Source organism: Stenotrophomonas sp. GW821-FHT09E08 (assembly GCF_059416125.1).
Genome location: NZ_JBWKOO010000004.1, coordinates 201,567 through 223,891, shown reverse-complemented (window position 1 = coordinate 223,891; position 22,325 = coordinate 201,567). Strand labels below are relative to the sequence as shown.

General features: G+C 66.3%; 23 protein-coding genes. 14 read left to right on the top strand and 9 right to left on the bottom strand.

The genetic code is table 11. The annotated features are described in order from the left end of the window. Positions 1-85 precede the first annotated feature (85 nt). A complete protein-coding gene (locus AC07M7_RS07950) occupies positions 86-739 on the top strand; it encodes a hypothetical protein (RefSeq protein WP_046984828.1) in 654 nt (217 codons plus the stop codon). A 73-nt stretch (positions 740-812) separates the two neighbouring features. Then, the gene (locus AC07M7_RS07945; RefSeq protein WP_046984827.1) at positions 813-1,778 is read left to right on the top strand and encodes a sodium:calcium antiporter; all 966 of its coding nucleotides are present in this window, start codon (positions 813-815) and stop codon (positions 1,776-1,778) included. 143 nt (positions 1,779-1,921) lie between these two features. Here the strand turns inward: AC07M7_RS07945 and AC07M7_RS07940 are convergent, their stop codons facing one another. The 8 genes from AC07M7_RS07940 to AC07M7_RS07905 all read right to left on the bottom strand — a co-directional run bounded on the left by AC07M7_RS07940 (position 1,922) and on the right by AC07M7_RS07905 (position 9,734). Beyond that, positions 1,922-2,311, bottom strand: coding sequence for a Na+/H+ antiporter subunit G (locus AC07M7_RS07940; RefSeq protein ID WP_049443927.1), 390 nt, complete (start codon positions 2,309-2,311; stop codon positions 1,922-1,924). Continuing rightward, positions 2,308-2,592, bottom strand: coding sequence for a K+/H+ antiporter subunit F (locus AC07M7_RS07935; RefSeq protein ID WP_006399171.1), 285 nt, complete (start codon positions 2,590-2,592; stop codon positions 2,308-2,310). Before AC07M7_RS07935 ends, AC07M7_RS07940 begins: the two co-directional genes overlap by 4 nt. Then, entirely contained in the window at positions 2,589-3,095 is a 507-nt protein-coding gene (locus AC07M7_RS07930; protein ID WP_006399169.1) for a Na+/H+ antiporter subunit E, read from the bottom strand. Before AC07M7_RS07930 ends, AC07M7_RS07935 begins: the two co-directional genes overlap by 4 nt. Continuing rightward, the gene (locus AC07M7_RS07925) at positions 3,092-4,627 is read right to left on the bottom strand and encodes a monovalent cation/H+ antiporter subunit D (RefSeq protein ID WP_046984824.1); all 1,536 of its coding nucleotides are present in this window, start codon (positions 4,625-4,627) and stop codon (positions 3,092-3,094) included. The genes AC07M7_RS07930 and AC07M7_RS07925 overlap by 4 nt, the downstream gene beginning before the upstream one ends. Continuing rightward, complete coding sequence (locus tag AC07M7_RS07920; protein WP_046984823.1) at positions 4,624-5,016, bottom strand: Na+/H+ antiporter subunit C; 393 nt, start codon at positions 5,014-5,016, stop codon at positions 4,624-4,626. Before AC07M7_RS07920 ends, AC07M7_RS07925 begins: the two co-directional genes overlap by 4 nt. Further along, positions 5,016-7,844, bottom strand: a complete 2,829-nt coding sequence (locus AC07M7_RS07915; RefSeq protein ID WP_495207082.1) for a monovalent cation/H+ antiporter subunit A — start codon at positions 7,842-7,844, stop codon at positions 5,016-5,018. The genes AC07M7_RS07920 and AC07M7_RS07915 overlap by 1 nt, the downstream gene beginning before the upstream one ends. Before the next feature lie 333 nt (positions 7,845-8,177). After that, positions 8,178-8,663 carry an Mpo1 family 2-hydroxy fatty acid dioxygenase gene (locus AC07M7_RS07910; protein WP_495207081.1) on the bottom strand — a complete coding sequence of 162 codons (486 nt, stop codon included), beginning with the start codon at positions 8,661-8,663 and terminating at the stop codon, positions 8,178-8,180. Positions 8,664-8,807: 144 nt separating this feature from the next. Next, positions 8,808-9,734 (bottom strand): phosphoribosylaminoimidazolesuccinocarboxamide synthase, encoded by a 927-nt coding sequence (locus AC07M7_RS07905; protein ID WP_495207080.1) that lies wholly within the window; start codon positions 9,732-9,734, stop codon positions 8,808-8,810. A 141-nt stretch (positions 9,735-9,875) separates the two neighbouring features. On the opposite strand from AC07M7_RS07905, the gene AC07M7_RS07900 reads away from it, so the two are divergent. From AC07M7_RS07900 to yegS, 5 genes are all read left to right on the top strand, one after another. Continuing rightward, positions 9,876-10,205: a J domain-containing protein gene (locus tag AC07M7_RS07900; protein WP_006399039.1), complete on the top strand. Its 330-nt coding sequence runs from the start codon at positions 9,876-9,878 to the stop codon at positions 10,203-10,205. A gap of 57 nt (positions 10,206-10,262) precedes the next feature. Then, entirely contained in the window at positions 10,263-10,940 is a 678-nt protein-coding gene (gene rpe / locus AC07M7_RS07895) for a ribulose-phosphate 3-epimerase (protein WP_046983681.1), read from the top strand. Positions 10,941-10,952: 12 nt separating this feature from the next. After that, the gene (locus tag AC07M7_RS07890) at positions 10,953-11,432 is read left to right on the top strand and encodes a GNAT family N-acetyltransferase (protein ID WP_223497320.1); all 480 of its coding nucleotides are present in this window, start codon (positions 10,953-10,955) and stop codon (positions 11,430-11,432) included. Positions 11,433-11,458: 26 nt separating this feature from the next. Continuing rightward, the gene (locus AC07M7_RS07885; RefSeq protein WP_495207079.1) at positions 11,459-12,046 is read left to right on the top strand and encodes a hypothetical protein; all 588 of its coding nucleotides are present in this window, start codon (positions 11,459-11,461) and stop codon (positions 12,044-12,046) included. Positions 12,047-12,303: 257 nt separating this feature from the next. Beyond that, complete coding sequence (gene yegS / locus AC07M7_RS07880) at positions 12,304-13,236, top strand: lipid kinase YegS (protein ID WP_253079260.1); 933 nt, start codon at positions 12,304-12,306, stop codon at positions 13,234-13,236. A gap of 8 nt (positions 13,237-13,244) precedes the next feature. Here yegS and AC07M7_RS07875 read toward each other — a convergent pair whose 3' ends face one another. After that, complete coding sequence (locus AC07M7_RS07875) at positions 13,245-14,270, bottom strand: ankyrin repeat domain-containing protein (protein ID WP_495207078.1); 1,026 nt, start codon at positions 14,268-14,270, stop codon at positions 13,245-13,247. Here AC07M7_RS07875 and AC07M7_RS07870 point away from each other — a divergent pair. The 7 genes from AC07M7_RS07870 (at position 14,208) to AC07M7_RS07840 (ending at position 22,308) form a co-directional block, all read left to right on the top strand. Further along, positions 14,208-16,589, top strand: a complete 2,382-nt coding sequence (locus tag AC07M7_RS07870) for a Tle-like phospholipase domain-containing protein (RefSeq protein ID WP_495207077.1) — start codon at positions 14,208-14,210, stop codon at positions 16,587-16,589. The genes AC07M7_RS07875 and AC07M7_RS07870 overlap by 63 nt on opposite strands. Before the next feature lie 176 nt (positions 16,590-16,765). Further along, a complete protein-coding gene (trpE, locus tag AC07M7_RS07865; protein WP_480983118.1) occupies positions 16,766-18,241 on the top strand; it encodes an anthranilate synthase component I in 1,476 nt (491 codons plus the stop codon). A 67-nt stretch (positions 18,242-18,308) separates the two neighbouring features. Then, on the top strand, positions 18,309-19,088 hold the full coding sequence (locus AC07M7_RS07860; protein ID WP_046983685.1) for an SIMPL domain-containing protein: 780 nt from the start codon (positions 18,309-18,311) through the stop codon (positions 19,086-19,088). Positions 19,089-19,090: 2 nt separating this feature from the next. Beyond that, a complete protein-coding gene (locus AC07M7_RS07855) occupies positions 19,091-19,678 on the top strand; it encodes an anthranilate synthase component II (RefSeq protein ID WP_065723589.1) in 588 nt (195 codons plus the stop codon). Positions 19,679-19,694: 16 nt separating this feature from the next. Then, positions 19,695-20,726 (top strand): anthranilate phosphoribosyltransferase, encoded by a 1,032-nt coding sequence (gene trpD, locus AC07M7_RS07850; RefSeq protein ID WP_046983687.1) that lies wholly within the window; start codon positions 19,695-19,697, stop codon positions 20,724-20,726. A gap of 74 nt (positions 20,727-20,800) precedes the next feature. Continuing rightward, positions 20,801-21,595, top strand: a complete 795-nt coding sequence (gene trpC, locus AC07M7_RS07845) for an indole-3-glycerol phosphate synthase TrpC (protein ID WP_495207076.1) — start codon at positions 20,801-20,803, stop codon at positions 21,593-21,595. Next, complete coding sequence (locus AC07M7_RS07840; protein WP_136639161.1) at positions 21,592-22,308, top strand: haloacid dehalogenase-like hydrolase; 717 nt, start codon at positions 21,592-21,594, stop codon at positions 22,306-22,308. The genes trpC and AC07M7_RS07840 overlap by 4 nt, the downstream gene beginning before the upstream one ends. Positions 22,309-22,325 lie beyond the last annotated feature (17 nt).

Here is a 22,325-nt window from a genome sequence, read left to right as displayed (position 1 = left end):
AGGCCATGAAACGGCGATGACAATGCAGCACCTGCACATGTGCTGCGCTAGCGTGCAGCCACCTTCGTGCCAGGGAACCGCACCGATGAAGCATCTCCCGATTGCTGGTCTGTTGCTGCTTTCGCTCACCGCCTGCGGCGGCCAGGACAAACAGGGGGCGGCCGGCAGTGGCAGCGACACCCCAGCCGAAACCGCGTCGGCGACCGGGCCCGCACAGTCCGCCGATCCCGATCTGGCCGCGCGCCCGGCCAATGATCTCCGCAGCGACAGCCCAGCACACCTGGACGGCTACGCCGGCGCGAAGCTCGGTGCAGCCATCGCCGAGGTCCGCAGCGGCTTCGGCACGCCGCTGCGGGGCGTGGGCAGCGATGCTGCCGGCAAACCGCTGCCGGTCGACGACAACAACGATGGCTGCTATTTCCTGCGTCCGCAGAATGCCGAAGATCCGCGCCTGATGATCGAAGGCCGCAAGCTGGTGCGCTATGACGTGCACAATGCTGCGGTCATCGCACCGGGCGGCGGCAAGGTCGGCATGACCCTGGGCGAGTTGCAGGTGCTGTATCCCGAGCGCGGTGACGTCGTCCCCGACAAGTACGACGAGAAGGCCCAGCACCTGCGCGTGCGGCCGGCGCAGGAGGGCGGTGCGGTGGTCGACTTCGCACTCGGTGCGGACGGCCGGGTCGGCGCGTGGCGGGTGGGCCAGACCCCGCAGGTCGATTATGTGGAAGGCTGTGGCTGATCCTTGATCCACGGCCCAGCCTTGCGCGCGGGCCAAGCGTAGAATCGCGCCACGACCGCTGGGGGAGTGCTCGATGATCGCCATTGCAATTGCCTGGTTCCTGCTCGGCCTGCTGCTGCTGGCGCTGGGCGGGGACTCCATCGTCAAGGCCGTGTCCGGCCTGGCGCAACGCTTCGGCGCCAGTCCGTTCACGGCTGGCCTGTTGCTGCTCGGGGTGACCACTTCGCTGCCGGAACTGGCGGTCAACGCACGCGCGCTGGCGGTCGGCCAGCCGGAGCTGGCGCTGGGCAACGCGGTGGGCAGCAGCATCGTCAACCTGGGCCTGACCCTGGCCGTCGCTGCGATGGCTGCGCCGCTGCTGCTGCGCGCGCGATTGCAGACGGTACTGTGGTGGTCGCTGCTGGCGGCGGGCGTGGTGCTGATCCTGTTCGGTCTTGATGGTGGCCTGGCGCGCTGGGAAGGCGGCGTGCTGGTGGCCGGTTTCATCATCGTGCAGGTGGTGCTGCTGCGTCGTGGCCGCAGCGAGAGCGCCGAGGTGCAGGCGGTGATCGCCGAGTCCGCGTTGAGCCGTACCAGCCTGCCGTTGAACGTGCTGCGCGTGGTGATCGCGGCGCTGGCGCTGTACTGGGGCGCCCGCCTGGTGGTCGGTGCGGCGGCGGACTTCGGTGTTGCACTGGGGTGGACGCCGCTGCTGGTCGGTCTGCTGCCGGTCGCGATCGGTACCGCGCTGCCGGAGGTGGCAACCGCGATCGCTGCGGCACGCCGTGGCCATGGCGACATGGTGATGGGCCACGTGCTGGGCTCCAGCGTGGTCAACCTGCTGCTGGTGATCGGTGCGATGGCGGTCCTGCAGCCGCTGGCGCTGCCGGCCTCGTTCGTGCGCCTGGAGCTGCCGGCGCTGCTGGCCTTCGCGCTGGTGCTGTACCCGATGCTGCGTGGCGACCTGAAGATCAGCCGTGGCGAAGGCGTGATCCTGCTGGTCGCGTTTGTTGGCTGGTTCGTGCTGGAGCTGCTGCTGGTGGGTGCACCCGGGTTGTAGAGCCACACCATGCGTGGATGCGGTTGGTTCCGTGCCGACCAAGGTCGGCACCTACCGGTCACCCCGCCAATGATGCGGTAGCTGCCAACCTTGGTTGGCACTCGCAGCAACAAAGCGCCGACCAAGGTCGGCATCTACCGGGGTTACCGGTTCTGCGCGTGCTCTTCTTCCCGCACCGGCTCCGGCGGCGGCAGCTGCTCTTCGGCAGCCGGTTCGTTGCCGGGCAGGCTGGGGCGGGTTTCCATCAGCAGCGACAGCGCGGCCTTGGCCATCATGTGCGCGCTGATCGGTGCGGTGATGAACAGGAACACGGTGATCAGCAGCTCGCGCGGCTGCGGGTCCTGGCCGAGGAAGATGTGGTAGCACACCGAGCACACCAGCACGCAGCCCACGCCCAGCGTGCTGGCCTTGGTCGGCGCGTGCAGGCGCTTGAAGAACGTGGACAGCTTCACCAGGCCCAGCGCACCGACCAGGATGAAGAAGCAGCCGAACAGCAGCAGGATCGACAGGCCGATCTGGATCGCGGTGATCATTCGACGATGTCCCGGCGCAGCACGAACTTGCTCAGCACCACGGTGCTGCCGAAGCCGAGCATGGCGATGACCAGGGCAGCCTCGAAGTAGATCGCGGAGTTCAGGTACATGCCGAACAGCATCAGCTCGGCGATGGCGGTCACCGACAGCGTATCCAGCGCAAGGATGCGGTCGGGCACGGTCGGTCCGCGCAGCAGGCGCCAGGTGGCCAGCAGCATGGCCAGGCCGACCACGTGCATGCACACCACCAGCGTGGTCTGGATGATCTGGAATCCAGTCATGGGAAAATCTCCATCAACGGGGCTTCGTAACGTCGTTTGATCGTATCGATCAGCGCCTGCGGATCCTCCAGGTGCAGCACATGCACCAGCAGGAACCTGCGGTCTTCGCTGAGCGCGGCCGAGACCGTGCCCGGGGTCAGCGTGATCATGCTGGTCAGCGCGGCGATGCCGTGGATGTTGGCGATGTCCAACGGCAGCCAGATGAAGCCCGGATGGATGTTCTTCTCCGGGCCCAGCACCTGCAGGGCGACGCGGATGTTGGACATCAGGATGTCCCACAGGGTCACGCACAGCAGCTTGGGCAGCGGGCGCAGGGTACCGATGCGGGCGAACTCGCGGTCCAGGCGCGCGGCGAACAGTGGCACCACCACGCCCAGCACCAGGCCGAGCACGGTCTGGCCGACGGTGAAGCTGTCGGACATCAGCAACCAGAACGCCACCACCATGATGCTGAGCATCGGTGAGGGAATGATGCGGCGGAACAGTGAGCGCTGGGCGGTCATGGCTGGCGGATCTCCGGTGCGGTCGCGCGCAGCTGCTGCACGTACTCGCCGGGCTGCAGCAGCTGTGCGGCGGTGGCGTCGGTGTAGCGCATCAGCGGCGCGGCGGCCAGGGTCATGCCGATGCCATAGGCCAGCAGGATGCAGGCGGCGTACAGCTCGACCCGGCGCAGCCGTGCCTTGCGCGGCGGCGGCGCTTCCGGATCGACCGGCGGCACGCGCCAGAACAGGCGGATGCCACCGCGGGTCAGGCCCATGATCACCAGCAGGCTGCTGACAAGAACGGCGGTCCAGACCGGGCCGGTGTACTGCGCCGGCATGCCGGCCAGCAGCGCGGCCTTGGCCAGGAAGCCGGACAGCGGCGGCAGGCCAGCCACCGACACCGCGGCGATCAGGAACAGCACCGCCGGCGTCTCCTTGCCCGGCATCGGCGCCACCACTTCCTTGCGGTCGCTGGCGCCACCACGGCGGCGGCGGATCAGGTCGGCGATCAGGAACAGCGCGGCGGCGACGAAGCTGCTGTGCGGCAGGTAGTACAGGCCGGCCGAAAGTACTTGCGGCGTGCCCACCGAGAAGGCGATGAACAGCGTGGCGGCCGAGACGATCACCAGGTAGGAGATCAGCACGCGCAGGCGGGTCGCGGCCAGCGCACCGAGGCCACCGAGCACCAGTGTCGCCACGCCGGCCCACAGCAGCCAGTCGCGGCCATAGCCGGCCATCGCACCGGCATCGTCGCCGAACCACAGCATCTGGATGCGCAGCACCGCATACAGGCCGACCTTGGTCATGATCGCGAACAGTGCGGCCACTGCGGCCGGCGCGCGCGAATAGGCTTCAGGCAGCCACAGGTACAGCGGCATCAGTGCGGCCTTGGCGCAGAACACCAGCAGCAACAGGCCCATCGTCGCCTTCACCAGGGTCAGCTGTGCCGGCGGCACCTCGGCGATGCGCTGCGACAGCTCGGCCATGTTCAATGAGCCCAGCGAGGCGTACAGCAGGCCCAGCGCGATCAGGAACAACGTCGAGGCGGTGACGTTGAACACCACGTAGTGCAGGCCGATGCGCATGCGCAGGCCGCGGCCGCCACTGAGCAGCAGGCCGTAGGAGGCGATCAGCATCACCTCGAAGAACACGAACAGGTTGAAGATGTCGCCGGTCAGGAACGCACCGTTGAGGCCGACCAGCTGGAACTGGAACAGCGCATGGAAGTGCGGTGCGCGGCGGTCCCAGCCCGAGCAGGCATGCAGCAGGCAGGGAATGGCCAGCAGCAGGGTGGTCAGCAGCATCCACGCCGACAGCCGGTCGGCGACCAGCGCGATGCCCAGCCGCGACGGCCAGTCGCCGAGCAGGTAGACGCTGATATCGCCGCTGGCGGTGGTGGCGAACAACAGGCCCACCACCAGCGCCAGCGCCGACAGCGACGTCCAGGCCACCGCGCGCTGCACCTTCGGGCCATAACGGCGGTGCTCGACGAACAGCGACAGCGCGGCACCGAGCAGGGGAACCAGGATCGGCAGGATCACCAGGTGGTTCATGCGCGGTCCTCGCCCTGGCGCGGCGGCACACCCTCATCCTGCAGGTCGTCATCCGGCTCGTGAGCGTCCACGTGGTCGCTGTGGTTGTCGCTGCGGCTGCGCATGGCCAGCACGATGCTCACTGCGGTCATCGCGAAGGCAATGACGATGGCGGTCAGCACCAGCGCCTGTGGCAGTGGATCGGTGTAGTTGCCGAGGTTGCTGTCCACGCCTTCCTGCAGCACCGGCGCCTTGCCCAGCACCACACGGCCACCGGCGAAGATCAGCAGGTTGGTGGCGTAGGACAGGAAGGTCATGCCCAGGATCACATCGAAGCTGCGCGCGCGCAGCAGCAGGTAGATGCCGATGGCGGTCAGCACGCCGATCGCGGAGGCCAGGGCCAGTTCCATCAGTGCATCTCCCCGGTACGTGCCGAGCGGCGTTGCAGGTCGATCTCGCCCTTTCGCGCGGTGCGGGTACGAGAGGGTTTCACGGTGGCCATCATCGACAGCATCAGCATCGCGCCACCGAACACCACCAGGTACACGCCGATATCGAAGCCGATCGCGCTGGCCAGCGGTACCTCGCCGATCAGCGGCAGGTGCAGGTCGAGGTGGCCGCTGGTCAGGAACGGCACGCCGAACAGCATCGACGCACTGCCGCTGAGAATGGCGATCAGCAGGCCCATGCCGATGCAACGGATGTAGTCGAAGCCGAAGCGCGATTCCACCGATGCGGTGCCCTGGATCACGTACTGGATCAGCAGTGGCACGGCCAGCACCAGGCCGGCGATGAAACCGCCGCCGGGTGCGTTGTGGCCGCGCAGGAACAGGAAGATCGACACGGTCAGGGTCAGAGGGAACATGATCTGGGCCAGGTCGGCCGGCACCGGCAGCTTGATCGGCGGGCCGGGCATGATCTGCTCCGGTGCCATCCGCGTGCGTCGCAGCAGTGCGTGTACCACCAGCGCGGCAATGCCGAACACGGTGATCTCGCCGAAGGTATCGAAGCCGCGGAAGTCGACCAGGATCACGTTGACCACGTTCTGGCCGTAGGCCTCGGGCAGGGCGCGGGCGAGCAGCTCGCCAGCCATGGTGTTCGGCGGCAGCGTCATCGCGGTGTAGGCGAGCGCACCCAGGCCGGCACCGGCGATGATCGCGATCACCGCATCGCGGCGCTTGCGCCAGCGCGGGCGCTCCGGCCCGGACTGCGCGGGCAGGTAGTTCATGCCCAGCAGCATCAGCACCAGGGTCACCATCTCCACCAGCAGCTGGGTCAGCGCCAGGTCCGGTGCGGACAGGAACACGAAGGTCAGCGCCACCATCAGGCCGACGCCGCCGACCAGCAGCACCGCCAGCAGGCGTTGCTTGTAGACGCGCAGGGTGGCGACCGCGCAGGCCATCATCACCAGCCACAGCGCCCAGCCCAGCAGCGGGATCGGCTGCGGCGCGGTCCAGTTCGGCGAGGCCGGATTGGCCACGAACGGCGCGGCGGCGACCACGATCGCCACCAGCACCAGGCCCAGCAGCATGCGCTGCAGGCTGCCGTTGGCGATGCCGTTGGTCAGTCGCTGTGCTGCGGCCGAAAGCAGGTCCAGCTGGCGGTGGAACACGTTGCGGCCGGGGCTGGTATTGGTCACCCCGTGCAGGTTGATCAGCCTGCGCAGGCCGAAGTACAGCGCCACGCCACCGACCACGCCGATCGCGCTCATCGCCAGCGGCAGGTTGAAGCCATGCCACACCGCCAGGCTGTATTCGGGCATGGCATTGCCGAGGATCGAGGCCGCAGCGGCGTGCAGCACCGGCGCCACGGTCAATGCCGGGGCCACGCCCACCGCCACGCAGATCACTACCAGGATCTCCACCGGCACCTTCATCCAGCGCGGCGGCTCGTGCGGTACGCGGTCCAGATCGTGCGGGCCGGGGCCGAAGAAGGTGTCATGCACGAAGCGCAGGCTGTAGGCCACGCCGAACACGCCGGCCAGCAGCGCGGCGATCGACACCGCGGTGCGCATGGCCTGGGTGCCGCCTGCGCTGATCGCCTCGGCGAACAGCATTTCCTTGGACAGGAAGCCGTTGAGCAGTGGAATGCCGGCCATTGCCAGCGAGGCGATGATCGCCAGCGCGCTGGTGAACGGCATCAGCCTGCGCAGCCCGCCCAGCTTGCGCATGTCACGGGTGCCGGTTTCGTGGTCGATGATGCCGGCGGCCATGAACAGCGAGGCCTTGAAGGTGGCGTGGTTGAGGATATGGAACACGCCGGCCACCACCGCCATCGGCGTGGACAGGCCGAACAGCAGGGTGATCAGACCCAGATGGGAAATGGTGGAGTAGGCCAGCAGGCCCTTCAGGTCATGCTGGAAGATCGCGTTCCAGGCACCGACCAGCAGGGTCAGCGCGCCGATGCCACTGACCGTATAGAAGAACAGATCGCTGCCGGCCAATGCCGGATGCAGGCGCGCCAGCAGGAACACGCCGGCCTTCACCATGGTGGCCGAGTGCAGGTAGGCCGAGACCGGGGTCGGCGCGGCCATTGCGTGCGGCAGCCAGAAGTGGAACGGGAACTGCGCGCTCTTGGTGAAGATGCCGGCCAGCACCAGGAACAGCGCGTACGGGTACAGCGCGCTGGCGCGGATCTGCTCGCCGGCGGCCAGCACCACGTCCAGGTCGAAACTACCGACGATGCGGCCGATCAGCAGCACGCCGGCCAGCAGCGCCAGGCCGCCGCCGCCAGTGGTCACCAGCGCCATGCGCGCGCCCTCGCGCGCGTCCTGGCGGTGCGACCAGAAACCGATCAGCAGGAACGAGCTGATGCTGGTCATTTCCCAGAAAACCATCAGCAGCAACAGGTTGCCCGACACCACCATGCCCAGCATGGCGCCCATGAACAGCAGCAGGTAGATGTAGAAGCGGTGTGCGTTGTCCTGGCTGCTCAGGTAATAGCGCGCATACAGCACCACCAGCGCGCCGATGCCCAGCACCAACCCGGCGAACATCCAGGCCAGCCCATCCAGGCGCAGGGTGAAGTCCAGGCCGATCTGCGGCAGCCAGGGGACCATCGTCCGCACCACCTGGCCGTCGAGCACCGATGGGGTCAGCCAGGCGAGGATGGCCAGCCCGCCCAACGGCGCCAGCGCCGCCAGCCAGGCAGCAGTCGAGCGCGAACTACGGGGGAAGGCCGCAACAGCCACTGCCATCAGGAACGGCAGGGCCAGCAGCAGGGGCAGGCTGGGGAGCATGCAGGGAATCCATGATTCACGAGCAGGTCAGGGAGGATAACAGGCTGCGAAATGTCGCCGAAACCCATCGAACAGCGATCAATTGCATGTAACGTTCGCTGATTCATTTTTTCTGCGGCGCAACATCACGTTCCTGCAGTCGCTCCCTGGCTGCCCTCGGGGATCACCCTACGCCCACGCAGGGAGACCGCAGGCCCTGTCGCACAGGGGCTGCCGTCGACGGGCGGGAGGTGGGGGGCGGGTCACCGGCGCAGGCTGGCAGGGCCGCCGTGGACTACGGGTGACGGAATCTGCCCGTTCAGGAAACAACGGCCCTTGTCGGTCGTGGTCGGGTCAGTAGCGCCAGTCGAGCTTCCGATAGGCCTTGGCCATCACCCAGGCCGGGCCGATCAGCAGGTAGGTCAGGTCGGTCAGGAAGCTGGGCTTGCGGCCCTCGAACTTGTGGCCGATGAACTGTGCGATCCAGGCCACCACGAACACGCCCACCGCCAGCAAGAAAAGATTGTGCAGGCCGATTTCCGCCTCCAGCAGCCGGCACAGGCAGCCGAACACGAAGAACTGGATGAGCATGCCGATGCCCAGCGGGCGCGACAGCTTGTTGTAGAAGCACCAGGCGCTGAACATCGCGAAGGCCGACCAGATCCCGTACTGGAACCAGGTGATCAGCGGCGGCACGCACCACAGCAGGGCCACCACCGACCACAGGATCGCCGGCACCGCCACCACGTGGATGCGCTGGTTGATGACATTGCGGTGGTCGTCGGAATAGCTGGCGAAATAGCGGTCGATCGGCCGCGCAAGCTCGGTGGATGTCTGCATGCTGCGTCGCTTCCTCGGACAACGGTAGTGCCGGCCGCTGGCCGACAATCCAGAGCATAGCCGAGTTCGCGAGATTGCCGGCCAGCGGCCGGCACTACCCCATTCAGAACGCCCCCAGCCGGACCGGCCGGGGGCGCAGGGGGATCAGTCGACGCTGATCCCGGCCAGACGCTGCAGCGCCTCGGCGTACTTGGCGCGGGTGCGCTCGATGATCTCGGCCGGAATGGTCGGGCCCGGGGCGGTCTTGCCCCAGTCCAGCGTCTCCAGGTAATCACGTACGAACTGCTTGTCGTAGCTCGGCGGGCTGGTACCCACTTCGTACTCGTCGGCCGGCCAGTAACGCGAGGAATCCGGCGTCAGCATCTCGTCCATGATGTACAGGCGGCCATCGGCGTCGGTACCGAACTCGAACTTGGTATCGGCCAGGATGATGCCGCGCTCGCGGGCGTAATCAGCGGCGAACTTGTAGATGCGCAGGGTGGCATCGCGCACGCGCTCGGCCATTTCGGCGCCGACCTGCTTCACCATCGCATCGAAGTCGATGTTCTCGTCATGGTCGCCGACGGCGGCCTTGGTCGAGGGGGTGAAGATCGGCTCGGGCAGCTGTTCGGCCTGGCGCAGGCCGTCGGGCAGGTCGATGCCGCTGACCTTGCCGGTGCGCTGGTAATCCTTCCAGCCGCTGCCGATCAGGTAGCCGCGGGCGATCGCTTCCACCGGTACCGGCTTCAGCTTGCGGGTGACCACCGCACGCTTGGCGTACAGGGCCGCGTCCACGCTCTCGGGCAGCACGCTGGCCACATCGATGCCGGTCAAGTGGTTGGGCATCAGGTGCGCGGTCTTGGCGAACCAGAAGTTGGACACCTGGCAGAGCATCTCGCCCTTGCCCGGGATCGGGTCGGGCAGGACCACATCGAAGGCCGACAGGCGATCGGTGGCCACCATCAGCAGGTAGTCGCCTGGTGGGGTCCCGGCTGGCAGCCGCTCGCGCGGGATATCGAACACGTCACGCACCTTGCCGCGGTGGCGCAAGGGCAGGCCGGGGAGATCGGATTGCAACAGCGTGGTTGGCACGGGCACTCCTGGGGCTTCGTCGATACGGCTGCCCAACGGACCCGGCGGGCCCGCTGACCAGCGGGCGGCCTAGTGTAAAGCGGTCCGGGCCCGCTGTGACGTAAAATGAGCGTCCATTTCGCCGGTCGACCCTGGGGCGCCATGCGCTGGTACGGAAAACTGCTCGGATTCATCGCCGGCGCCCTGCTGTTCCGGCCCAATCCGCTGTTCGGTGCGGTCATCGGCCTGCTGATCGGCCATGCCTTCGATTCGGACTGGTTCCGCCTGAACAAGGAAAACCCGTACCGGGAGCTGGGGCTGACCTCCGAGGCCACCGATGCCGAAGTCGAGCGCGCCTACCGCAAGCTGATCTCCCAGTACCACCCCGACAAGCTCGGCGGCGCGGCCCCCGAGCTGCAGCAGCAGGCCGAGCAGAAGTCGCGGCGGATCAATGCCGCCTACGACCGCATCAAGACCCTGCGCAAGCGCTGACCCCATTGCCCCGCCTGCGGGCGGGAGACCCCTTTCCCCGTTCCGAAGGCCCCGGCCATGTCCAACTGCCTCATCGCTCCTTCCATCCTCTCGGCCAACTTCGCCCGCCTGGGCGAGGAAGTCGACAACGTCCTGGCCGCGGGTGCCGACTGGGTCCATTTCGATGTGATGGACAACCACTACGTGCCCAACCTGACCATCGGCCCGATGGTCTGCCAAGCCCTGCGCAAGCACGGCGTCACCGCGCCGATCGACGTGCACCTGATGGTCGAGCCGGTGGACCGCATCATCCCGGACTTCGCCGAGGCCGGTGCCACCTACATCAGCTTCCACCCGGAAGCCTCGCGCCACGTCCATCGCACCATCCAGCTGATCCGCTCGCTGGGCTGCAAGCCGGGCATCGTGCTCAACCCGGCCACCCCGGTGGACATCCTCGACTGGGTGCTGGACGACCTCGACCTGGTGCTGCTGATGTCGGTCAACCCGGGCTTCGGCGGCCAGGCCTTCATTCCGTCGGCCTTGGACAAGCTGCGCGTGGTGCGCCAGAAGATCGATGCCAGCGGCCGTGACATCCGCCTGGAGATCGACGGTGGCGTGAAGGCCGACAACATCGGCGAGATCGCCGCCGCTGGCGCCGACACGTTCGTCGCCGGCTCGGCCATCTTCAACGCCAAGACCAGCTACCAGGACGTGATCGCGCAGATGCGCGCCAACGTCGCTGCAGCGCGGGGCTGAGCCATGAGCACGGTGGCCGTGTTGAACATCCGTCCGGCCACCGTCGCCGATGCTGGCCTGATCCTTCGGTTCATCCGCGAACTGGCGATCTACGAGAAGGCCGAGCAGTCGGTGCAGACCGATGAGATCGGCATCGCCGAAAGCCTGTTCGGCGCCGACGCCACCGCCCGAGCGCTGGTCTGCGAGGCGAACGGCGAAGCCATCGGCTACGCGGTGTATTTCTACAACTATTCCACCTGGCTGGGGCGCAAGGGCATCTACCTGGAAGACCTGTACGTGAGCCCGGAAAAACGTGGCTCCGGCGCGGGCAAAGCGCTGCTGAAGTACATCGCCCGCCAGGCGGTAGCTGAAGGTTGTGGTCGCTTCGAATGGTCAGTGCTGGACTGGAACACGCCGGCCATCGAGTTCTACACCGCAGCCGGCGCCAGACCGCAGGACGAGTGGACGGTGTACCGGTTGGAAGGTGAGGCGCTGAAGGCATTCGCCGGGTAGGCCGAGTCCTGGTGACTGGTGTGCCGATGAAATACGCCATTGCCGCACTCCGCCAGCGGCTGCCGGCCTCGATTGCTGTCTGCAGGCAGGCGCTGGAGGCTGCCGGCGGTGACCTGTCACAGGCGCACGCCTTGGTGGTTGATCAGCTCGTGGCCGATTACGGGCACCGCACAGGGTTGGGGGTCGCCGAGGCCGCCATTGAACTGCAGGCCGCTGGCCATGACGTGGAACGCGCCATGATGCTTTGGCGTCGCCGCTACCCATCGCCGCCGCCGCGGCCATTTGCGGCGCTTGAAAAGGGATGGGCGCTGGCAGCGGAGCTGGCTTCGGTGGGCGCCGGGTTGCGCTGCTTCGCCCATGTCATTCCTGGCGAACAAGACACCTACGAGCTGCGCTTGATCACCCATGCCGCACGCTTCACCGAGACCGCCTATGGCTTCGACTACGACTACGCCATGCAGGACGCGCAGACGCTGGTGGAACGCAGGTTCGTGACCGGAATTCCGGCGTTCGACCTTCTGTTGCAGGAGTACGCAATTGATGAAGCGATGTTGTGCAGCATCGATGCCTTCGACAGCTGCCTCCTGCACGGTCCCATCGAGGCTTACCTGTGAGCCGGCATCTACACCCACGCGATGGGTAAAAAAAGCCACGCCAAACACTGGCGTGGCCTTGCTGCATGCGTGGGAGGCTGATCCTGCCTCCATCCGTCGTCCCTGCTATGGGCTTCCATTCTCCGGGTGGGCCATGACACCTGCATGACATGCTGCGCGGGCGAGCCCAGCGCCCTGACCTGAACGGTGGCCTCTTCCTTTCACTGGCCCCGAACGCGCGGTTGCTAGCCTGTGCCGCCCTTCCCTGGAAGCACCGCATGAGCACACCGCGCTGGCGCCTGATCCTCAACGGCAAGTCCGCAGGCAACGATGACCTGCGCGAGGCCGTGGGCCACTGGCGCGAACGCGGTGTGCAGCTGGAAGTGCGGGTGACCTGGGAAGACGGTGATGCCGAGCGCTACGTCGCCGAGGCCATCGACCACGGCGTGGACGTGATCGTGGCGGCCGGTGGCGACGGCACGCTCAGCGCGGTCGCAGAGACGCTGGCGCATCGCGACGAGCCGGCTGAGGCGCTGCCTTCGCTCGCGCTGGTCCCGATGGGCACCGCCAACGATTTCGCCACCGCTGCGGGCATTCCGGTGGAGCCGCAGGCGGCCTTCGCACTGGTTGCCGGCGGCCACCCACGCCCGATGGATCTGCTGCGCGTCGATGCCGACGGCAAGCCATGGTGGTGCGCCAACCTCGCCAGCGGTGGCTTCGGCACCCAGGTCACGGTGGAAACCGATGCGGGCTTGAAGAAGATGCTTGGCGGTTTGGCGTATGTCATTACTGGCATCGCCAAGCTCGGTCGCATCGAACCGATCACCGCGCGCCTGAGCGGGCCGGATTTCCAGTGGGAAGGTGGGTTCATCGCGCTGGGTATCGGTAACGGCCGCCAAGCGGGTGGTGGTCAGCAGCTGTGCCCGCAGGCACTGATCGATGACGGCCTGCTGGATGTCACCGTAGTGCCGGAACTGGAGGGTGAAGTCGCAGCCACCCTTGGACAGATGCTGACCGGCGGCAAGGAGGCGGCGCTTGAACGTGTCGCCACGCGCGCGCAGCTGCCGTGGCTGCAGATCGACGCAACGCAGCCGTTGACGTTGAACCTGGACGGCGAACCGGTGCAGGCACGCCGCTTCCGCATCGAATGCGTGGCCGGCAGGGTGCGCATGCATCTGCCGGATGACTGCGTGCTGCTTTCCGGCAGCTGAGACAGGAATCAGAGCAGCGGAATGTCTTCTTCCTTTGTGGGGAAGCCGAAGGCTTCACGCTTGTCGCGGATGCCTTTTGGCATCGGGGGACGAGGGATGCCCCGGGCGACAAGCCACTGCTGGCACTTCTTCTGCCATGGCAGAAGATCGGGTGTAGTGATGCCCCAGAAGATGTGCTCGGCGATCAGCATTCTGTCGGGAGCGCCGATGGATGATTTCAGCATCACCGTAGGGTCGGCCCCGTGCTCCAGCAGCCAATAGGCATGCTCGAATCCACCCCGGGTGGTGTACCAGCTGAGGACTGTGTCGGCGGTGCCGCGATTGGATTCATTGATGTTCGCTCCATTCTCAATCAGAAGTTTCACGTTCTCCCACTGATTGCCTGCGATGAAGGCTTGAAACAGCAACGTTTCGCCTGCCGAATTCCGCGTGTTGGGATCGCCGCCGTACTTGAGCAGCAACTGCAGGTAGCGCGCGTCGTCCAGCTTTGCGGCGTAGACCATGGCGTTGTTGTAGCCAAGTCTGCGGCCATCCACGACCTTGTAAGCGCGGGCATTTGGATCTGCCCCGTTTTCAAGAAGTGCGCGGAGGCCGTCCAGACTGCCTGTGCGTAGAGGCCAGGCGACCATGGGAATCCCGTCTTCACGCGAGAACGTCTTGTCCGGATCGACACCCTCTTCAACGATGAGGCGGCGAATGGCCTTTGAATCGCCGCTTTCCGTGGCGATGGCAAGCTGCAGAGCCCTCCCTTCAAAGTAGTTGTCTGCTCCATGACTCGATGATGCCGCGCAGCCGCTGATCAGCAAAAGTGTGAGACAAGCCGCGGAGATGAGGGCTTTCTGCACACATTTGTGAAAGTGAATGCGCATTATCATCCTGATGATTGGGCTGAAACGTGACATTAGCAAAAAGTTCTGATAATCGATAAGCGTCGCGTGCCCAAGCCCGTGCCCGGCGCAATGGAGTTTGCCATGAATGGAACCGACATCGAGGCGCGTGCGCGCGCCCTCCAGCAGCAGGATCTTCTCGTTCAACAGCTGCGGGAAAGCGGTAATGACAGGGAAGCTGATCGTCTTCAGGAGACCTATCACGCGCGTGAAATGTCTGGTCTCGCAGCTGATGTCTATCAATCAGCCAAGCACGAAGGTGCGCCTCCCGTGGGATGGACGCGCGGCAGCTCCGATCCGGATGCACTGCGCGCTGCAGGCATCAACATGTCTGACGAAGAGTTGCGTGAGCTTCTGCAACCGCCGCAGTCTGGATTCCGTGCGGAAATATATGTTCCCGACAAAGCGCTTTTCGGTGCAGACGCAAAGCCGGTGGTGGTCTACAAAGGCTCCACCGGTAAGATCGCCGATCCTCTTGCACCGAATGGATGGCGTGAGTCGGGCGGCGAGGATTTTCTGAACAATGGGCAGCAAGGCATTGGGATGCGAAGCGACTACTACGATCGCGCCATGTCACTTGCCACGCAGCTGAATGATCGCATTGGCAATAACTTCGAAATCGCCGGTCACTCCCTCGGTGGCGGCATGGCTTCCGCCGCGTCGGCCGTCACCGGCGCACGGGCTACCACCTTCAATGCGGCAGGCCTGCATCCGGAAACGGCGGCTCGTTTCGCGAAGGAAAATGGTCTGCCCACCTTCAACCCGCAACAAAACGTGCACACCTACCAGACCACCGGCGAGGTGCTGAATGACGTGCAGAACGGCATGCAGCGCCTGAGCGAGCAGCAGCGTCGCGGCTATGGCGTGCTTGCCAATGAAATGGGCATGTTGCTGAAGGAGCCCGCCATGCAGAAGCTGGTGGGCGACAAGCTGCGCGAGATGATGCCACCGGGTGCGCAGACGTCCGCAGCGCAGTTCATCGAACAACTGGCGACCCAGCCGGGGCAGGAAGCCCTGCGCAATATCCCGGTTGCCGCTGGCCGTGCCGAACTGCTGCTCGAGGCCAAGGCACGCGACGCACAGGGCAATATCGTCAATCGTTCGCAGGTAGCGGCGCCAAGCCAGGTTGCAGAGCTGGCTGGACCGCTGTCCACGGTGCTGCACGCCACTGGTTACGGCATGCGCGGTGGGCGTGTGATCGGTGAGCAGGTTGAACGCGCGGGTGCGACTGGCGCGCATGTGCTGGACAGGGTCGGCGATGGCGCAGAGCAGATCCTCAGGACCCAGGGCATGGCCATTGGCCAGGTCGTGAACATGGGATCGACCACGCTCCAGGTGGGTACCCGGGCGACCACCACCGTGATCGCCTCCGGGCGCGAGCTGACCGGAGGCATAGAGGCAACCCTGCACCGCGCGCAGTCGCAGGCCAGTTCCCATGGCATGTCCGCACTGTCGTGGGTAGCCGGTCGGATTGGTTTGGATGACGCGTCCGACAGGTTGGCCAAAGAGGCCGAAAGGGCACGTACTACGGGCGAGCAGCGTGCGGTGCTCGCATCGCGGCAAGCACATGCGGATGCCGAGGGGACGCGTGCCTTTGGCGAGCGGACGGCCACGGCCATCGGCAATGACGGGCAGTGGGTGGCCGGCAAGCTGCAGAACGGTTTTGCCACCGCCGGCGCCCATGTGGACCGCGGCTATGACCTGGTGGCATCGAAGGTAAAGGGCGTTACAGCCCAAGCGCCAGCTGCCATGGCGACGGTCGGGGGCATCAGTGTGGGGGTGGGCACTGCGGCAGCAACGCATGTACCCACCGGTGTCCTGCCATTGGATGCGGTGAAGCTCTCCAATCTCGCTCAGTCCGCGCGACTGATCCGTGACATCGGTCCAGCGTTTGGCGAGGCAACTGCCCGCCATGGCATGGCCGAGACTGTCATTCCCAGCCTGGACTCGGAACTGATCAAGCAGGAAGCCGTCGCCCGCAAGCTGGTCGAGCAGCACCAGCGCATACAGCATCCCGAGGATGGCCGCCGCGCCAGCGTGGCAGCAGAGCCCGCTGCGCGCGGGCACGGCATCAATGACCCTGGCCACACCGACTACCGGTTGTTCAATGGCGCACAGACCGGGGTCCACGCCCTGGACCGCGCCCACAACCGGGTGCCTGACCTGCAGAGCGACCAGCTCGCCGGCGCACTGGCCGTACAGGCCAAGCGCGAAGGGCTGGAGTCCATTTCCCACGTGGTGCTCAGCGAGGATCACAGCCGTGCCTTCGCGGTGGATACGCCGGACCTGAACGCCGCGCACCGCCGCCATGCCCACGTCGATGTGGCAGCGGGCATGGCCCAACCCCTGAGCGCGAGCACGGCCCAGGTTGACGCGATCAACGCCAGTCGCGAGCAGGCGCAGGGGGTATCGCTGGCCCAGCAGCAGGTGCAGGAGACCCAGGAACAGGCACGGCGGATGGGCTAGGGCGGCGCAAACCGCCCGTCGCCAAAGGGTTTCCCTGCGGCCAAAGCTGCGATACAGTCATCGGGTGTCCAGCCTGACGACCCCGCATACCCTTTCTTCCGCACGCCGTTGGTGGCGATGGTGGCCTGTTGCCGTCGTCCGTCCCCATAACGCTGTGTCCCGGAAGGAAAGTCGTCTTGAACTCGCACGCTCAGTTTCTGCAGCAGGCCGCTGAAGGCCACACCCATATTCCCGTTGTCCGCGAAGTGCTGTCCGACCTGGACACGCCGCTTTCGGTTTATCTGAAGCTCGCCGACGGCCCCAATACCTACCTGTTTGAATCCGTCGAAGGCGGCGAGCGCTTTGGTCGTTACTCGATCATCGGCCTGCCGGCACGTCGCGTGTACGCCTTCCATGGCCACACCCTGACGGTGCGCGAGGACGGCCAGGTGGTGGAAACCCGCGAGGTGGCCGATCCGTTTGCCGAGGTCGAGGCGCTGCGCAGCGCCCACTCGGTGCCGAAGCTGGACGGCCTGCCGGGCTTCACCGGTGGCCTGGTCGGCTGGTTCGGTTTCGAGTGCATCGGCTACATCGAACCGCGCCTGGCACCGCCGGCCGGCCGCGATGAACTGGGCACGCCGGACATTCTGCTGCTGGACTCCAACGAACTGGCGGTGTTCGACAACCTCAAGGGCCGGCTGTACCTGATCGTGCATGCCGACCCGCGTGTCGAGGGTGCGTTCGAGCAGGCCCAGGCACGCCTGGATGCGTTGACCGCCAAGCTGCGCGCACCGGGGGCCGGCTATCCGGCACCGCTCAACAGCGACGTGCTGGACGAGTCCGATTTCGTCTCCGGGTTCACCCGCGAAGGTTTCGTCGATGCGGTCCAGCGCAGCAAGGAATACATCCGCGCCGGCGACATCTTCCAGGTGGTGCTCAGCCAGCGCCTGAGCGTGCCGTTCAAGGCGCGCCCGGTGGATGTGTACCGCGCGTTGCGCGCATTGAATCCTTCGCCGTACATGTATTTCCTCGATGTCGGCGACCTGCAGGTGGTCGGTTCCTCGCCGGAAATCCTGGTGCGCCTGCAGGACGGTGAAGTGACCGTGCGCCCGATCGCCGGCACGCGTCCGCGCGGTGCCACCGTCGAGCAGGACCTGGCGCTGGAAGCCGAGCTGCTGGCCGATCCGAAGGAACGCGCCGAGCACCTGATGCTGATCGACCTCGGCCGCAACGACGCCGGTCGTGTTTCGAAGGCGGGCACCGTGGAAGTGGGCGAGCAGTTCGTGATCGAACGCTACAGCCATGTCATGCACATCGTCAGCGAAGTGACCGGCCAGCTGCAGCCCGGCCTGAGCTACGCCGACGTGCTGCGCGCCACCTTCCCGGCCGGTACGGTCAGTGGTGCGCCGAAGATCCGCGCGCTGGAAGTGATCCGCGAGCTGGAACCGATCAAGCGCAATGTCTACGCCGGCAGCATCGGCTACATCGGCTGGCACGGCGATGCCGATACCGCGATCGCGATCCGCACTGCAGTGATCAAGGACGGCCGCCTTTATGTGCAGGCCGGTGCCGGCATCGTTTACGACTCGGACCCGGACAAGGAATGGGACGAGACGATGAACAAGGGCCGCGCGCTGTTCCGCGCCGTCGCCCAGGCCGCCAAGGGTCTGTGAGTTCTGCCGTGCCGTGGCCGACGCCGCGGCACCTTCCGCTGTTCCCATTCAAGACAAGGAGTACCGCATGAAGCTGCTGAGCGCATTGCTGTGGTCGTCACTGCTGGCCACGATGGCCCCGTCTGCGTGGGCGCAGGCCAATACCATTCCCTCGCAGCCGCACCTGCTGGTGAAGGGCGAGGCGCGTCGCGTGGTGATGCCGGACCGGTTCGGCCTGCAGTTGAACATCGAGGAAACCGACATGGATGCGGATGCGGCGCGCCGCCGCGTGCAGGACAACGTTGCCCGCGTGCTGGCGCTGTTCAAGCAGTACAAGGCGGTGGAAGGCAGCGTACGTGCGGACAACCTGCGGATCGGCCCGGCAACCCGCTATGAGCAGAGCCGGCAGGTCTTCATGGGTACCCAGGTGTCGCGCCAGTTGCGCGCCAGTTTCGCCAGCGTGAAGCAGATGCAGGACGTGCTGGGTGCGCTGAAGGCCAATGAGAACGTGCAGGTCAGCAGCGTTGCCCCGACCTACTCCGGTGAAGTCGCGCTGCGCCGCGAGCTCAAGGGCGAGGCCGCGGCCAAGACCCGGGAGTCCGCGCAGGGGCTGGCCAAGGCCTATGGAACAAAAGTGCGCGGTCTGTACAGCATCTCCGATGTGGCGCCGAACTTTGCCTATGGCATCCAGGCCGGGCAATGGCCGCAGCCGGGCGAGGATGGTGAGTATCTCGACAGGATCTCGGTGACCGGCAGCTACGCACCGGCCTCGGCACCGGCGCCCGCTGAACGCGAATCCATCGAAGCCGGCCCCATCACCTACACCGAAAACGTATACGCCATTTTCCTGATAAGCGACGGAACCTGACCATGTTGTGGATGATCGACAACTACGACAGCTTCACCTACAACCTCGTGCAGTACCTGCAGACGCTGGGTGCCGAGGTGAAGGTGGTGCGCAACGATGCGATGAGCGTGGACGAGATCGCCGCGCAGAAGCCCGAACGCATCGTCATCTCGCCCGGCCCGTGCACGCCCAACGAAGCGGGCGTGTCGCTGGCGCTGATCGAGCGTCTGGGACCGACCACGCCGATCCTCGGCGTCTGCCTGGGCCACCAGGGCATCGGCCAGGTCTACGGCGGCACGGTCATCCGCGCCGGCAACATCATGCACGGCAAGACATCTCCCATCCGCCATGAAGGCAAGGGCGTGTTCGCCGGCCTGCCGGACCGCTACCAGGCCACCCGCTACCACTCGCTGGTGGTGGACAAGAACAGCCTGCCCGACGCGCTGGAAGTCACCGCCTGGACCGAGAACGACGACGGCTCGATCGAAGAGATCATGGGCCTGCGCCACCGCCAGTTCCCGGTGGAAGGTGTGCAGTTCCACCCCGAATCCATCCTCACCGAACACGGCCACGCCCTGCTGCGCAATTTCCTGCAGCGTCCGGCGGCCTGATCCAAGGAGCATTCCGATGAGCTTCTCCCCCCAGGAAGCCCTGCAACGCACCATCGAACACCGCGAGATCTTCTTCGACGAAATGGTCGACCTGATGCGGCAGATCATGCGCGGCGACGTCTCGCCGATGATGACCGCCGCCATCCTCACCGGCCTGCGGGTGAAGAAGGAAACCATCGACGAGATCGCCGCTGCGGCAACGGTGATGCGTGAATTCGCGCTGGCGGTGCCGGTGGCCGATACCACCCACCTGGTCGACATCGTCGGCACCGGTGGCGATGGCTCGCACACCTTCAACATCTCTACCTGCGCGATGTTCGTCGCCGCTGCGGCCGGTGCGCGCGTGGCCAAGCATGGCAACCGCAGCGTGTCGTCCAAGTCCGGCAGCGCCGACGCGGTCGAAGCGCTGGGTGCGGCTATCGAGCTGCAGCCGGCGCAGGTGGCCGCGGCCATCGAACAGACCGGTATCGGCTTCATGTTTGCGCCGATCCACCATCCGTCGATGAAGGTGGTCGCGCCGGTGCGCCGCGAGATGGGCGTGCGCACCATCTTCAACATCCTCGGCCCGCTGACCAACCCGGCCAGCGCACCGTCGGTGCTGATGGGCGTGTTCCACCCCGATTTAGTGGGTATCCAGGCACGCGTGCTGCGCGAGCTGGGCACCGAGCGCGCCATGGTGGTCTGGGGCCGCGACAACATGGACGAGATCTCGCTGGGCGCCGGCACCCTGGTCGGCGAGCTGCGTGACGGCAAGGTGCGCGAGTACGAGATCCACCCGGAGGACTTCGGCATCGCCATGTCGGCCAGCCGCAACCTGCGCGTGGATGGCCCGGAGCAGTCCATTGCCATGCTGCGTGCGGTGCTGGACAACACCCCTGGCCCGGCGCTGGACATCGTGGCCCTGAACGCAGGCGCCGCGCTGTACGTGGCCGGCGTGGCCAGCGACATCGGCGATGGCCTGGCCCGCGCGCGTGCCGCCATCGCCAACGGCAGCGCCCGTCAGCGCCTGCAGCAGTACGTTGACACCACCCGCGCGCTGGTAGCCTGAGCGCGCGGTTCAGCCCGACCCCCTCGATGGCCGATAATGGCCGTCCTCACCGCCCCCGCATTGAACCGACGACGATGAGCGACATCCTGCAGACGATCCTGGCCCGCAAGGCCGAAGAAGTGGCCCAACGCCGTGCCCAGCGTCCCCTCGAGGACCTGCAGGCCGCCGTTGCCAGCGCCCCGCCGGTACGTGGCTTCGTGCGCGCGCTGCAGGCGGCGGTGGCCAACGGCGACCCGGCGGTGATCGCCGAGGTGAAGAAGGCCAGCCCGTCCAAGGGCGTGATCCGCCCGGATTTCCGCCCGGCCGACATCGCCGTCAGCTACGAGTTCGGCGGCGCCAGTTGCCTGTCGGTGCTGACCGATGTGGACTTCTTCCAGGGTGCCGATGCCTACCTGCAGCAGGCCCGTGACGCCTGCACGCTGCCGGTGCTGCGCAAGGACTTCGTGATCGACGCCTACCAGGTGTACGAGGCGCGCGTGCTGGGCGCCGACTGCATCCTGCTGATCGTCGCCGCGCTGGACGACACGCAGTTGGCCACGCTGTCCGAACTGGCGATGTCGCTGGGCATGGATGTGCTGGTGGAAGTGCACGACATCGACGAGCTGGAGCGTGCGCTGCAGGTGCCGGCGCCGATGATCGGCATCAACAACCGCAACCTGCGCACCTTCGAGGTGTCGCTGCAGACCACGCTGGACATGCAGAAGGCGGTGCCGCGTGATCGCCTGCTGGTCACCGAGAGCGGCATCCTCTGCCCGCAGGACGTGGCGCTGATGCGCGACGCCGGCATCCACTCGTTCCTGGTGGGCGAGGCCTTCATGCGCGTGGAAGAGCCGGGCGAGGGCCTGCGTCAGCTATTCTTCGCGGCATGAAAACGCACTATCCAACGCCGCGCGAGGATGCGCCGCTGGTGGTCTTCGACTTCGACCACACCCTGTACGACGGCGATTCGGGCACCCACCTGTTCGCCTCGCTGATCAAGCGTAATCCGCTGCGGATGCTGGCGGCGCTGCTGGTCACCCCGATCGCCGGGCCGCTGGTGGCGATGCTGCCGACCCGTCGAACGGGTATTTCGGTCTATGTGTGGATCGGCAGTTTCGGCCTGCACCGTGCGCGCGATTTCAACAAGGTGATCGACGCCTACGTGCTGCGCAATGAGGCGCAGATGCGCGCCAAGCTGCTGCCGCAGGCGCTGGAGGTGTTCGCCGCGCACCGTGCCAAGGGGGACCGCGTGGTGGTGGCTACAGGCGCACCGCCGGAACTTGCGCGCGCGATCCTGGCCTTCGTCGCCCATCAGGACGTGCCGGTGATCGGTACCGAGGTCGGCCCGCGGCTGGGCGGGGTCGGCCCGACCCGCCACTGCCACAATGAAGAAAAGATGCGCATGCTGCGCGAGCGCGGCTACGGCGATATCGACATCGCCTACTCCGACAGCACCGCCGACCTGCCGCTGCTGCTGGCCGCCAAGGCGCCGGTGGTGGTGAACCCGAAGCCGGGCCGCGTGGAGTTCTTCCGCCGCGTGCTGCCGGCCGGTACCCGCATCCTCAACTGGGGTTGCGTCGACCGCGGCGGCGAGAAGGCGTAATCGATCCCGCCTGCCCG